A 13,294-nucleotide genomic window follows, 5' to 3' on the forward strand; every position below is an offset into this window, starting at 1 on the left:
AATTACATTTCGTAATAAGAAAATTACATTTTTATACAAATTTCTTAACACAGCGAACAAAAACGGCATAAAAACGTTAATTGTTAAACATATAAGTAGTATGGCTAATTTATTCTCTTCCCTAAAAAATGCGTATCAACTTTTTAAAAGTGTAGACTTCGAAAAACTAAGTGAACTTTCAAAAAAGGTAGACTTGCCAAAAATGCTAGATGCAGCAACACACTTAGACGACCAACAGTGGCAAGGCTTAATGAAACTGATGTCGTCAAAAGGTAAAAGCAAACCATTACCTGCCGTAGAGGGCGATTTTTACCATCTGGGTGATGAAGCCTTAAAAGATGAGGATAGGGCTTTGCAATTGAAAGTTAGGGCATTTTTAGAAAAAGAGGTCAAGCCAATCGTTAACCAGTATTGGTTGAAAGCAGAATTTCCCTTTGAGCTTATTCCTAAAATTGCAGAGTTGAACATCTGCGGACTTACCTATAAAGGCTATGGTTGTGCCGGTAAATCGAATTTAATGGAAGGGATATTGGCCATGGAAATGGCAAGGATAGATACTTCTATGTCTACATTTTTTGGCGTACAAAGTGGTTTGGCCATGGGTTCTATCTATTTGTTGGGGTCTGAGGCTCAGAAACAGCAATGGCTGCCTGCTATGCAACAATTTAAAACCATTGGTGCATTTGGCTTAACAGAGCCCGAAGTTGGTTCTGGGGCAGCTGGTGGCCTAGGAACGACGGCTAAGAGAAATGGGGATAAATGGATCTTAAATGGTCAGAAAAAATGGATAGGTAATGCGCCATTTGCAGATGTGACGATTATCTGGGCCAGAGACCTTGATGATAACCAAGTGAAGGGATTTTTAGTCCGCAAGGGTACCAAAGGTTTTGCCGTAGAAAAAATGCAGGATAAAATGGCTTTAAGGATTGTGCAGAATGGATTGATCACTTTAACAAACTGTGAAGTGGAAGAGGCAGACCGTTTACAAAATGCCAATTCATTTAAAGATACGGCTAAGGTTTTACAAATGACAAGGGCAGGGGTAGCTTGGCAGGCGGTAGGTTGTGCAAGAGGTGCTTATGAAGCTGCTTTGAAGTATACCCAGACGCGTAAACAATTTGGAAGGCCAATTGCTTCTTTCCAACTCATTCAGAACCATCTGGTAGAAATGTTATCGAATTTAACTGCTATGCAAACACTTTGTTTCCGTTTATCGCAGCTGCAAGACCAAGGGTTGTTAACAGATGAACATGCTTCGTTGGCTAAAGTCTTCTGTTCAATGCGCACCCGGGATGTAGTAAGTAGGGCAAGAGAAGTAATGGGTGGTAATGGTATTTTATTGGAATATGATGTAGCTAGATTTGTGGCAGATGCCGAAGCTATTTATTCGTACGAAGGGACAAAGAGATCAATACCTTGATCGTGGGTAGGGCAATAACCGGATTTTCTGCTTTTGTTTAACTAAGGTAGTGGGTTTCTGGTCAGTCCGAAATTACCCATTGCACCTTTTTCATAAAGGGCAAAACAAGAAGAATTGTACTGTTTATCGAAGTTTTCGGTACCTGGAAATAACTTTGCAGGGATTTGACTTCCTTCTAAAAAGAAATAGACTTTGGTATTCCCATATTTGCTGTGTGGCATCAGGTTGCCATATTTGATCAATTCTGCTCCGGTAGTATCTTTAACAGCCACGGCATAAATCCTTTGGATGGGGCCAGTGTTGTTGTCATTTCGGTAAGTGGCTTTCTGTGTAAAACCACCTTTAAGGTCTTCAATCCCCGATTGGGTAAAAGTATCTTTCAATATCCAACCTACCAAAGCTATGATCAATAGGGCAAATATAATCTTGGTAGCTTTGTTACGCATAAAAGAAAGTTGATTGAAGTAAGTTTTAAGATCATTATACTGAACCCGTCGAAGCATTTGGGCACTGGTCTTCGACAGGCTCAGCTTGATATTTTATGAATTGTAACACATGGTCTCGATTACAGATCCAGACCTTTGTTTATTTATATGCTTGGTAAAATCTTTTCCATGGCTTCCATACCTTGGTCGATATGTTTCTTTTCGATACATAAAGCTGGACGGAAACGGATGGTCTGGTTACCACAACCCAAGAACATTACATTGTGTTCCATCCCTTTTTGGATAAAGTTGTTGCGCATTTCTTTGGTCGGGAAATCGAAGGCACATAATAACCCACGACCACGTACATTGCTCATTTTACTATGTTTTTCTGCCAGTTGAGCCAAATTCTGTTTTAGATACGCGCCAACTTCAGTTGCATTCTGGCACAATTCGTCTTCATGGAGAATATTTAAGATCTGCGTAGAACGTACCATGTCTACCAGGTTACCGCCCCAAGTTGAGTTGATACGAGAAGGTACATTAAAGACATTACCTTCTACTTCTTCTACTTTTTTGCCAACCAAAATTCCACAAACCTGCATTTTTTTACCAAAGGCAACAATATCAGGTTGGGCTTGCTCGCTAAAGTGTTGATGGCACCAGAATTTTCCAGTTAGACCCACCCCAGTTTGTACTTCATCAAAGATCAAAAAGGCCTCATTTTCGTCAGCCAATTGGCGAAGCCGAATCAAAAACTCTTCACGTAAGTGGTTATCTCCACCTTCTGATTGGATAGGTTCTACCAATATCGCACAGATTTCATCTTTATTATCGGCAAATGCTTTTTTGATCTGCGCAATAGAAGCAGCTTCGGTTTCTTCGGCAGTTGTCAGATTCGAATCAACCAAAGGAAATTTGATTTGTGGAACAGATACCCTAGGCCAATCAAACTTGGCAAACCATTTTGTCTTATCTGGTAAAGTATTGGTTAAGCTTAAAGTATATCCACTACGGCCGTGGAATGCTTTTTCGAAATGTAAGTTCTTGAATCCTTTTTCTTCTTTATACCCTTTTGCAAAATTCTTCTGTACTTTCCAGTCCATCGCTACCTTAAGTGCATTTTCTACCGCCAAGGCTCCTCCTGCAATAAAAAAGGCATGTGGCAAGTAAGAAGGGATACCCACTTTAGAGAAAGTAGATACAAACTCGGCATACTGCTGTGTATATACGTCAGAATTTGACGGATTGGCTAAGGCCGCTAAAAGTAGGTTATGTTTAAAGGCCTCGTCATTGATCATTTTCGGGTGGTTATAACCCAAAGGGACTGATGCAAAACATGTAAAGAAGTCTAACAGTTGGCGGTTATATTTAGAGTCATAAATATAAGCACCATTACTTTTTTCCATATCGTAGGTAAGGTCGAAACCATCTGCTAAAATATGTTGTTGTAAAGTTTGGTTTACCTGGTCTGGCGCTACACTAAGTTTGTACATAAATTTTATATTTTGGTATTTTCAAAAGTAGCAAAATGTGCCTAATTATCAAATTTAAGCACTATTTGAGCTTTTTAGGCAAAAACTAGGTTTAAACTGTTTAAAGTTACTTTTTGTCTAAAAGATGTGCGGTTTTTAAGAATTGTGGAAAAATAAAAAAATCAAAAACCGCTAAATTTCTTCTTTTGGGGTCGATTTTATTTAAAAAAATCCCTGATAAATAATGACTACCTTACCCTACATTTAAAAAACGGGCGTATGAGATATGGAGTAGTAATTAGTTTCAACTCAATCAAAGGGATTGGAAACATTAAGGATAACAGTACAAATATAGAATATGGCTTTTCTAAGGCCGACTGCCCTCACGAAGTAGAGATTTTAGACGAAGTAGCATTTGAAGTGGAAACAGAAAACCATAAAATGAGAGCTACCAAGGTAAAACTATCTTAAAACCTCATTTAGTCTATCCCGCATGCCCAAAATTCCAAGCAATCCACCAGTATGGATGGCCAGGATTTTGGCGTCTTTTTTGAAATGACCTTTTTGAACAAGACCTGTGAGTGCATAGAACATTTTTGCAGTATAAACGGGGTCAATCAACATTCCGCTTTCGGCGGTGAAATTTTTGATGAACTGGAGCAATGCTGGTGTTGTTTTGGCGTAACCTCCAAAATGGTAATCGGTATGTAGCTCTAATTTGTTAATGTTGTGCTCGTATTTGAGGATTTCGTCTTTGATGAAATCCCCTCCCTTTAAAACTGGAACCACATGAAGTTGGGTAGACAGATTGTGCTCGTTTATTCCTTTCAATAGGCCTGCAGCTGTAGTGCCAGTTCCGGCTGCGCAAAAAATATGGTCGAAATGTGCAGGTAATTCTGAGATCACTTCGGCACAACCCATTACTGCCAATGTGCTTGCACCACCTTCATCGATAAAATTAGATTCTTTAACTGAATTAAAATGAGCATTGAATAAAGCTGGTTTGTTTTGATAACTTTCGCGGTCGGTAAAAATCAGGTTCATCCCAAATAAACGGCAGATCAATAACATTTCATTTTCTACCTGTTCGCCACGTACAAATGCAGTAGCTTTTAAATTGTTTCGCGCTGCAGCTGCAGCAGTCGCTACCAAATGGTTAGAATAGGCCCCTCCAAAAGTAACTAGGTGTGTTTTGCCCCTAACTTTTGCATCTGCTAAAATATGTTTGAGTTTTCGCCATTTATTGCCCGAGATATAAGGGTCTATCAAGTCGTCTCTTTTTACAAAAACATCATTTAATGGTGAAAAATGGACTCGTTGTATGGGGCTGAAAATCTGCATGTATAAAAAAAGCTTCTCCAAAGAGAAGCTTTTTAAATGAGGTTTAAAAATATTATTTGCCAAACCCGAATCCAATACCAGCATTTGCAAAGCTGTATTTTGATGCGGTATAAGAACCATATAATTTAAAGAAGCCGAACTGGAGCTGGAAACCTACTGAGGCTTTCATGCCGCCTACATCTGTTTGGTCTAAACTCACTGGATCTTACATACGTTTTCTTTCCGGTTGGTGTAGCTGGTGTAACTGGTACATCAAACTCATAGGTACCCAAAGCCTTTAAGGTAGACTTAGAAGAATTGTAGCCAACACTAGCAAACGGGGTAAAGAATGTGATCTTTTAGAAACAATAGCTTCTGCACTAAATCCATTCAATTCGATATCAACATGTTGGTTAGAAGTAGATTGGTTGTTGATGTCTAGCGGAATGTTATAGTTTACCTTGGTATACCCGAAAGCTACTGCAAGATCTATTGGCGTAATTTTTGGTTTTTTACCCATAAAGAGTGGGATCAGCTCTACTTTTGCACCCACACCAAAAAGATTCAGGTTGCCAGCATCATCACCTAGTTTAATTTTTGGAACATACCTGAATGATACATCGATATTGTTTACGATGCCCACAGTTAATTGTACTTGCGGAGAAGGGACAAAATTAAGACCAGAGCCTTTGGGTAACCTAAAGCCACCACTAGAGATCCCATTGCTATAAAACTCCATTTCGGCACCTTCCTGGTCTTTACCAAATGCCGTAGGGCCGGTACTTTCAAATTTGTTTACAGGTCTGATGTCTTTTAGCCCAAGTTGGTTTACATCATAAGAGCGATCTGCTGTTGGTACAAATGCTGCGGTAGCTGTAATTCTAAGTTCAAACCTTAATGGTCCTCTTGTTTTAGCAGTATTGGTCCAGCCTGAATTTAAACCAACACCCAAGCCTTTAAAAAGTGGGTTGGCATATGCTGAAACTAGTTTTGTGGCATCTTCTGGACCCGACTTGAATAAATCGCCGATATCATTTTGCGCAAATAGGGATAGGGGTAATACAAAAAAACTCAGAGTCAATAAAGATCTGAGTATCGATGATTTTTTTTTCATTTTCTTTCTATATCTGATTGGTTGTCAATGACGAAAGTATATCTTTCTGATCAGATAAGGAAAAAAATTGATTAAAATTTTTACATTTTGAGTAAGGTTTTTCATGTGGACCATAGATTAGAACAAGCTCCTTGCAAAAAATGGACCAAATTCTTTTTTTTTAAATTATCAAATTGTTAATCCTATTTTTGTGGCATGGAAAACAATATTATTGACCAGGAAGAAGAGCAGGATTTATTTGAACATTTTAATATTGTCGTAGATAAAGGACAGTCGCTGTTAAGAATTGACAAGTTTTTGATGCACCGTATTGTAAATGCTTCACGAAACCGTATCCAAAATGCAATTGATGCTGGCAATGTGTTGGTCAACAAGGCGACTGTAAAATCCAGTTATAAGGTTAAACCATTTGATGAGATATCTATTGTTTTTGCGCATCCACCCCGTGATACAGAAGTTTATCCAGAAAATATTCCCATTGATATCATTTATGAAGATGCTGATCTGTTGGTAGTTAATAAGCCAGCAGGTATGGTGGTGCATCCAGGCTTTAACAATTATACGGGTACTTTGGTGAATGCTTTGGCCTATCATTTTGAACAATTGCCAACTTTACCTGGCAATGATGGACGACCAGGTTTGGTGCATCGCATAGATAAAGATACCTCAGGACTTTTGCTGATCAGTAAGAACGAGATTACCATGACCAAATTGGCGAAACAGTTTTTTGATCATAGCATCACAAGAAAATATATTGCATTAGCTTGGGGCGATATTGAAAAAGACGGAAGGGTAGAAGGATATATTGGTAGAAGTTTGAAGAACAGGATCGTGATGGATGTATATGATGATGAGGAAAAAGGCAAATGGTCTGCAACCAATTATAGCGTTTTAGAACGCTTAGGCTATGTAACGCTGATCAGTTGTCAATTGGAAACTGGTAGAACCCATCAGATCAGAGCGCATATGCAGCATATCGGTCACCCACTTTTTAGTGATGCCAATTATGGTGGTGATAAGATCTTAAAGGGAACTACATTTACCAAATACAAACAATTTGTAAGTAATTGTTTTGAGTTGATGCCACGTCAAGCTCTACATGCGCAAACTTTAGGTTTTATTCATCCAACCACCAAAGAATACATGGAGTTTGAAGCGCCATTGCCTGCCGATTTTGATGCTGTTTTGACGAAATGGAGAAATTATTCATTACTATCGCAATAAGCTATGCCACAATACATTTTATTAAATGATGAATTTTTTGCTGCAGACGAAGCAGTAATCAAGGCAAGCAACCGCAGTTTTAAATTTGGCGATGGCCTATTTGAATCGATGCGCATGTGCAATGGAAAGCTCCAATTTGCCGAACAGCATGCAGATCGCTTACGTGCTGGGATGAAGGCCTTGAAAATGGAAGGTTACGCCTTGCTTGATGAATATTTTTTGAGGCAAAAAACTGCCGAACTTTTTAAAAAGAACAGGTTTAATGGGAATGTACGTTTCCGATTGACCATCTATCGTGATGGTGAGGGCCTGTATACTCCCCAAAGCAACAAGGTTGGCTATCTGTTAGAAGCCAGTTCTTTGGCACAAACTGAATACGAACTGAACCAAAAGGGACTGATCATTGACGTTTATGATGAAATCACCAAACCGATCAATAAATTCTCCAACTATAAAACAAGCAATGCGTTATTGTATGTAATGGCTGGCCTGTATCAAAAGCAGCATCGTTTAGATGAGGCCTTTATCTTGAACCAAAATGGCTTCTTGTGCGAAAGTACCAGCTCTAACGTTTTTGTAGTTTATCAGAAACAGATCTATACACCAGCACTTTCTGAAGGCTGTGTAGCAGGAGTAATGCGAAGTGTAGTTTTGAAACTGGCTAAAACACACCATATCCCTTTGATCGAGGCACAGATCAATCCAGAGATCTTAAATGAGACAGAGGAAGTGTTTGTAACCAATGCCAGTAGTGGGATCAGATGGGTGATGGGTTATGGCAGAAAACGATATTTCAACGAAGTGGCTAAAACACTGAGTGCGAAATTGAATGCCTTGTGATAGTTATAAGTCTGGAGTTGGAAGTCCGAAGTGATGAGTTGTATAGCTTTCTACTTTAGGCTTTAAATTTCCTGCATCCCAAATTGTATTTTATTGCTTACAGAAAGTTTTTCGGAATGAAGTTTGTGCTTTATTGGCCACACACAAATGTAAACCGATATGAAAAAACTACTCATCATCGTTATGGCTTGCTATGGCCTTAACGCTCGTTCGCAAGTGAACGAATCCAGAAATTTTGTTCAACTCTATTCCGATTCTGTAATCCATGCGCAAAAGATCAGGTTGCGACCTGATTTTGCAGGCAATTGGGTATTAAGAGCCGATTCCAGAAGAGTACCAATGGAAAGCATCAAATTCTTTAACAATGAGGATGGCTTCTTTGCCAATACCCGAAAGCTTAATCTTTTCGGGGTAACTTCATTTGCTGAAAGAATTATAGATGGAAAAATCAATCTTTATCAGGAGGTGGTTTATGATCCAATTCCATTCGAGATGGATTATTACAGGTTTAGAGATAGGAGGCAGCAAGCTGTAAACACCCGAATGTTCTATAACAAAGGCACATCTGATTTAAAAAAGGTAAATTATTATAACCTAAGGGCAGATTTGGCAGACAACCAAAAAAGTTTGGACCTGTTAGAGGGCTACCGAAAAAGCATGAGAACTGGTACCGTAATGTATGTGGCCGCAGGGGCAGCAATTGTGGCCAGCATGGTTACTCTTATTTCTGGTAGTGGCCTTAGGCAAAATGGTACCACCTTTGGAAACATGCCAAACTACGAAACGAAGAGCTATACTGGTAGTTTCGTATTGATGGGCGTTGGTGCTGGCTTAGGCCTAGGCGGATTTTTAGTCCAAAGATCAGGCGCAAGGGATATAGAGCGTGCTGTAGATGCTTATAATCGTTAAACCATTGAAATGAGACAACAGGCAGTGCTTTATTGGCCTGCCTGTTTGTTCATATTTATAGACGCATTCCTCTCAAAAACTCATCAATCAACATTCTTTTCTTTCCTTCAAATTGTACATCAATCAATTTGATGAAGCCATCTTTTGCCGCAAACTTTAAGTAAGTTTTACCATCGGTTAAAAAAGCGCCCGGAGAAATACCCGGTTCTTTAACTTCTAGTTCGGCCTTAAATATTTTTAGGCTTTTATCATTTAGTGTACAAAAAGCAGTTGGGTAAGGGCTTAGTCCACGGATCAGGTTGTAAATGGTTTGACTGGATTGGTTCCAGTCCACTTTGCAAAAATCCTTGAATATTTTTGGTGCGGTTTTCAATTCGTCGCTCTGCGGTTGTGGTACTTCATTATAGTCGTCGGCTTCAATAGCCTTAACCGTTTTTACCAATAGATTTGCGCCAACTACCATTAGTTTATCGTGAAGGGTGCCTGCGCTTTCGTCGTCGGTAATTGCAATGGCATCAGAAAAGATAATATCGCCAGTATCAATTTCCTGTTTTAAGAAAAATGTGGTTACGCCACTTTCCTTTTCTCCATTGATGATGACATGGTTGATAGGAGCGGCACCACGGTATTGAGGCAATAATGAACCATGCAGATTAATGGTGCCTTTTGGTGGCATATTCCAGACTATTTCGGGCAACATCCTAAAAGCAACCACTACAAATAGATCGGCCTTTAACGATTTCAGCTCTTCGATAAATGCTGGGTCTTTTAGTTTAAGGGGTTGTAAAACCCTCAAGCCTTGTTCAACAGCATATTTTTTTACGGCACTTTCATTCAACTTCTGCCCACGGCCAGCTGGCTTGTCTGCTGCGGTTACTACCCCAACAATATCTAAACCTGCTTGTTTTAAGGCGCTTAGAGAGGCTACTGCAAAATCGGGCGTACCCATAAAAACTATTTTCATGTAGTGTTGTTTTAAACAACAAAATAACTAAAAATTTCACTCATATTTTTCCTTAAATAGATATGGTTCCAGTTGCTGAAGTGATTGATTCTAGTAGTTTAGTGTATGTTCATCCGGCTATGCCAGGCATTTATAGAAAAGGGAAACCTGGTCATTTTTATTATGTAGACCGAAAAGGAGAACGAATAGCAAATGATAACCATTTGGATCGGAATAAAAAACTGGTATTGCCACCAGCATGGCAGGATGTTTGGATCTCGCCAAAGAAAAATGGTTATCTACAGGCTATGGGTACAGATGCTGCAGGTAGAAAGCAATACCGTTACCACCAAGATTGGACTTCGAGAAGGTCAGACCATAAATATTTTAGACTTTTGGAATTTGGCAAAGCCTTGCCAGCCGCTAGAAAACAGATTGCAAAAGACCTGAGAAGAAAAGCACTTGATGAAAGAAAGGTATTGGCCATTTGTATGCAGGTAATGCAAAAAACATTGATCAGGATAGGCAATGAAACCTACAAAAAAACTTATGGTAGCTATGGCTTGAGTACGCTAAAAGACCAGCACTTTAAACAATCAGGTGGACAATCTATTTTAAGCTTTATTGGTAAAAAAGGAGTAAAACAAGAAGTAGAGCTGAATGATCAGAATTTGGCCAAACTGGTTAAAAAATGTAAAGATATTCCTGGTCAGGAATTGTTTCAGTTTTATACTACTGGGAAGCAGCACAAGGCGGTAGATTCAGGAATCGATCAACAATTATATCCGGGAAATTACGGGGTGTGATTTTACGGCAAAAGACTTTAGGACTTGGGGAGGTACTTTAGAGGCCTTAAGGCAATTGGCTTATTGTACGCAACAAAACCTTGATCTGCCTAAAAAGAAGGTCGTAGTGACCGTTTTAGACTGTGTAGCGAGCAAATTGGGCAATACCAGAGCTGTCTGCAAAAGTTCTTATGTTTTTCCGGCATTGTTGGAAGTTTATGAGAAAGATGGATTGCAAAAGTACCTTAAGAAGATTGCCCCGGCAGGTATTGATCATGCTATTGCACTGCAAAATGATGAAAAGGTTTTGTTGGCGTTTTTAAAACAGGTCAAATCTAAAAACTAGGTTACTTTTTAAGCAGTTGTTGATAGGCTTGATCGAATAGTGGGATAGCTAAATCCATTGCTTGCGCTTCTTTAACCACATAACCTGTTAATGAACTCAGTTCTGTTTGTGGCTTATTTTGGCTAAAATCCCGATGCATTGATGAAGTGGCATCGTAAGGTAATGTTTCATAATGTGCCATGGCTTTCGCCTCGATTTCTGAATTTACCTTGATGCCTTTTTTTAGCGCAAGAGCGGTTACCTCATTTAATAGATTGATCAATGTATCACGGTTTTGTTGAAGCAATTGCCCTACACTTTTGTCAAAATAAGAAGTTGCGGTGGCGATACAAGACAGGAAAATGAATTTTTCCCAAACTACAGGTAAGATGTTTTGCGAATAAGCTGCTGTTATCTTAGCTTTTGTTAACAGTTTTTCAAGTTTTACCAAACGTTCATCATCAGTATGGTCTAAGCCGAAATGTATCTCTTGTCGGTTCCCCATGTTTTCTATGATTCCAGGTGCTTTGATTGCCGCAACGATGTAGGCACAGCCAAATGCGATAAGGTTGTTAGGGAAATGGGCCTTGATTTTTTCAACTGCCTCTACACCATTTAATAGCGGAACGATTACCGTTTGTGGGCCAACACAAGGCTTCAATTGATCCAGAATTGCTGCTAAGTCATAGTTTTTGGTACAGACAATGATATAGTCTGAAATACCAACCTCTTGTGGATTTTTGGTGACTAGATAAGGTTTTGCAATAAATTCATCTCCGCCTTTGATTACTTTTAGGCCATGTTCTTGAATTTGTTTTAAATGCGTACCTCTTGCAATGAAATAGATTTCAAGCTCTTTGCTGTTTTCGTATGTTTTAGCCAACAAACCTCCAAAATAACCCCCAACGCCACCAATTCCAGCAACAACGATTTTAATTTGATCAATCATCTATAAAGTGAGTTTTAACAAGAGTTCTTGGTTTATGCTTTAGGTTCCTTCTTTATCGGATGAACTGGTTGTTCACTTTCTTCCCTGCGCTTTGCAGGGTTTTTATCTTTTACTGTAGCAGGTTCCTTTTTATAGACCGTATCTTCTGTCTTTTTAACAGCTTTGTTCCCTTTGTCTACTTTACCTTTTGGTTGAGGTTCTAAATAATTACTGGCAGGTTTTTCGCTTTTTTTATTTTCTTCCTTGTTCATACGTATCCATTTTTATGGATAGAGCAGATACTTTTTACGCATTTGTTTGTATTGGCTCAATCCTGGTTCCCAGCTGGCACGGATTTCTTTTTCAGATTTTCCATCAATTACCTGCTGTCTAAATGTATCTACGCCGATTAACTTTTCAATTGTGCCCATTTCTTTGCTCAATTTAGAGTTGAAGAAATCTTCCTTTTTAGGAGAAGCTTTGTACAGTTCAAGTAACCAGCTTATGTTTAACATTTTTGTCTTCCTAAAGTTTGAAGTATCGTAATTTCTTAGATCTAAACCGTAACAAACCTGGTCTTGGAACAATGGCGTTTCAGACATGCCCTTGATACTTTTAGGCACATAAGAGAAGTCGAACTTTCCTTTTAGATAAGGTGCACCAACCATGGTAAATGCAAATTGGGTACCACGGCCATGATTTAGATAAGTACCCTCAAATAAACAGGTGCTAGGATATAATAGGATGGATTGCGCTGTATTTAGGTTTGGTGATGGTTTTACAGGTAAAACATAAGGCATATCGTGCGTGTAATTGGCATTTTTGATGATGGTAATCTTACATTTCAATTTGTCTTTTAACCAACCCTGACCATTTAACATCTGGGCATATTCACCAACGGTTAAACCATGTACAATAGGAATAGGTTGCATACCGATGCCCGATTTAAACTTAGGGTCTAAAATTGGTCCGTCTACATAAAAACCATTAGGATTTGGTCTGTCTAAGATCATTACCTCTTTATTGTTTTCGGCACAAGCCTCCATTACCCGTTGCAAAGTGTTAATATAGGTGTAGAAACGAACACCCACATCTTGGATGTCGAAGATCATGATGTCTACATCGGCCAAGTCTTCTTTGGTTGGCGTACTGTGCTTTCCATATAGTGATATCGCTTTGATACCTGTTTTAGCATCAACTGCATCATCTACATGTACACCAGCACTTGCATCTCCCCTAAAACCATGTTCAGGCCCAAAGATCTTCACAATATTTACTCCACGCTTTAGCAAACTATCTACAGAAGTCTGATTGCCGATAATAGAAGTTGGATTAACCACCATGCCCACTCTTTTTCCTTTTAACAAAGGAAGGTATTTTTCGGTCTGCTCTGCACCCGTCATCAATTTGTTGTTGCGAACGTTTGTTTTAGGCAGGTTTGATTTAGTCTTGGTCGTGGTACCTTGCCCACAAGCATTAAGGGCAAAAACGAGAAGTAAGGTCTTGAAAACAACTAGGGATTTGTTCATGGTTAGGTTTTTTAAAAGTATTATGTGCTAAATCGAAATCTAATCAGCATTTTTGCT

Annotated in this window: 13 protein-coding genes and 2 pseudogenes; 7 read left to right on the plus strand and 8 right to left on the minus strand. The window is 39.0% G+C overall.

The genetic code is table 11. From position 1 onward, the window contains the following. Positions 1-100: 100 nt before the first annotated feature. Positions 101-1,461: pseudogene (locus tag ACFJIZ_RS00310) on the plus strand (acyl-CoA dehydrogenase family protein). Here the strand turns inward: ACFJIZ_RS00310 and ACFJIZ_RS00315 are convergent. Together ACFJIZ_RS00315 and lat are read right to left on the minus strand one after the other, a co-directional pair. Next, positions 1,462-1,866: a hypothetical protein gene (locus ACFJIZ_RS00315; protein WP_379089592.1), complete on the minus strand. Its 405-nt coding sequence runs from the start codon at positions 1,864-1,866 to the stop codon at positions 1,462-1,464. It abuts the pseudogene before it with no gap. Positions 1,867-2,009: 143 nt separating this feature from the next. After that, positions 2,010-3,341, minus strand: coding sequence for an L-lysine 6-transaminase (gene lat, locus ACFJIZ_RS00320; protein ID WP_379089594.1), 1,332 nt, complete (start codon positions 3,339-3,341; stop codon positions 2,010-2,012). A 258-nt stretch (positions 3,342-3,599) separates the two neighbouring features. Here lat and ACFJIZ_RS00325 point away from each other — a divergent pair, with 258 nt between their 5' ends. Further along, on the plus strand, positions 3,600-3,791 hold the full coding sequence (locus ACFJIZ_RS00325) for a hypothetical protein (protein ID WP_379089596.1): 192 nt from the start codon (positions 3,600-3,602) through the stop codon (positions 3,789-3,791). Here ACFJIZ_RS00325 and ACFJIZ_RS00330 read toward each other — a convergent pair. Continuing rightward, positions 3,783-4,661 (minus strand): 1-aminocyclopropane-1-carboxylate deaminase/D-cysteine desulfhydrase, encoded by an 879-nt coding sequence (locus tag ACFJIZ_RS00330; protein ID WP_379089598.1) that lies wholly within the window; start codon positions 4,659-4,661, stop codon positions 3,783-3,785. The genes ACFJIZ_RS00325 and ACFJIZ_RS00330 overlap by 9 nt on opposite strands. A gap of 52 nt (positions 4,662-4,713) precedes the next feature. After that, positions 4,714-5,754 (minus strand): annotated as a pseudogene (locus tag ACFJIZ_RS00335) (DUF6588 family protein). Between the two features lie 195 nt (positions 5,755-5,949). Here ACFJIZ_RS00335 and ACFJIZ_RS00340 point away from each other — a divergent pair. The 3 genes from ACFJIZ_RS00340 to ACFJIZ_RS00350 all read left to right on the plus strand — a co-directional run bounded on the left by ACFJIZ_RS00340 (position 5,950) and on the right by ACFJIZ_RS00350 (position 8,727). Beyond that, positions 5,950-6,978, plus strand: coding sequence for an RluA family pseudouridine synthase (locus tag ACFJIZ_RS00340; protein WP_379089599.1), 1,029 nt, complete (start codon positions 5,950-5,952; stop codon positions 6,976-6,978). A gap of 3 nt (positions 6,979-6,981) precedes the next feature. After that, positions 6,982-7,818: an aminotransferase class IV gene (locus tag ACFJIZ_RS00345; RefSeq protein WP_379089601.1), complete on the plus strand. Its 837-nt coding sequence runs from the start codon at positions 6,982-6,984 to the stop codon at positions 7,816-7,818. Positions 7,819-7,977: 159 nt separating this feature from the next. Continuing rightward, on the plus strand, positions 7,978-8,727 hold the full coding sequence (locus ACFJIZ_RS00350; protein WP_379089603.1) for a hypothetical protein: 750 nt from the start codon (positions 7,978-7,980) through the stop codon (positions 8,725-8,727). A gap of 55 nt (positions 8,728-8,782) precedes the next feature. On the opposite strand, the gene fmt is transcribed toward ACFJIZ_RS00350, so the two are convergent. Continuing rightward, complete coding sequence (gene fmt / locus ACFJIZ_RS00355) at positions 8,783-9,691, minus strand: methionyl-tRNA formyltransferase (RefSeq protein WP_379089605.1); 909 nt, start codon at positions 9,689-9,691, stop codon at positions 8,783-8,785. Positions 9,692-9,753: 62 nt separating this feature from the next. Here fmt and ACFJIZ_RS00360 point away from each other — a divergent pair, with 62 nt between their 5' ends. Both ACFJIZ_RS00360 and ACFJIZ_RS00365 read left to right on the plus strand, forming a co-directional pair. Then, complete coding sequence (locus ACFJIZ_RS00360; RefSeq protein ID WP_379089607.1) at positions 9,754-10,476, plus strand: DNA topoisomerase IB; 723 nt, start codon at positions 9,754-9,756, stop codon at positions 10,474-10,476. Continuing rightward, complete coding sequence (locus ACFJIZ_RS00365; protein ID WP_379093806.1) at positions 10,463-10,801, plus strand: hypothetical protein; 339 nt, start codon at positions 10,463-10,465, stop codon at positions 10,799-10,801. The genes ACFJIZ_RS00360 and ACFJIZ_RS00365 overlap by 14 nt, the downstream gene beginning before the upstream one ends. Before the next feature lies 1 nt (position 10,802). Here ACFJIZ_RS00365 and ACFJIZ_RS00370 read toward each other — a convergent pair whose 3' ends face one another. Genes ACFJIZ_RS00370 through ACFJIZ_RS00380 form a run of 3 tightly spaced genes read right to left on the minus strand, consistent with a single transcriptional unit; the run spans position 10,803 to position 13,237 of the window. Further along, positions 10,803-11,729, minus strand: a complete 927-nt coding sequence (locus ACFJIZ_RS00370) for a ketopantoate reductase family protein (RefSeq protein ID WP_379089609.1) — start codon at positions 11,727-11,729, stop codon at positions 10,803-10,805. A gap of 32 nt (positions 11,730-11,761) precedes the next feature. Continuing rightward, positions 11,762-11,980: a hypothetical protein gene (locus tag ACFJIZ_RS00375; protein WP_379089610.1), complete on the minus strand. Its 219-nt coding sequence runs from the start codon at positions 11,978-11,980 to the stop codon at positions 11,762-11,764. 12 nt (positions 11,981-11,992) lie between these two features. After that, a complete protein-coding gene (locus ACFJIZ_RS00380; RefSeq protein WP_379089611.1) occupies positions 11,993-13,237 on the minus strand; it encodes an exo-beta-N-acetylmuramidase NamZ domain-containing protein in 1,245 nt (414 codons plus the stop codon). Positions 13,238-13,294: the final 57 nt, after the last annotated feature.

Source organism: Pedobacter sp. UC225_65 (assembly GCF_042698365.1).
Lineage (GTDB): Bacteria > Bacteroidota > Bacteroidia > Sphingobacteriales > Sphingobacteriaceae > Pedobacter.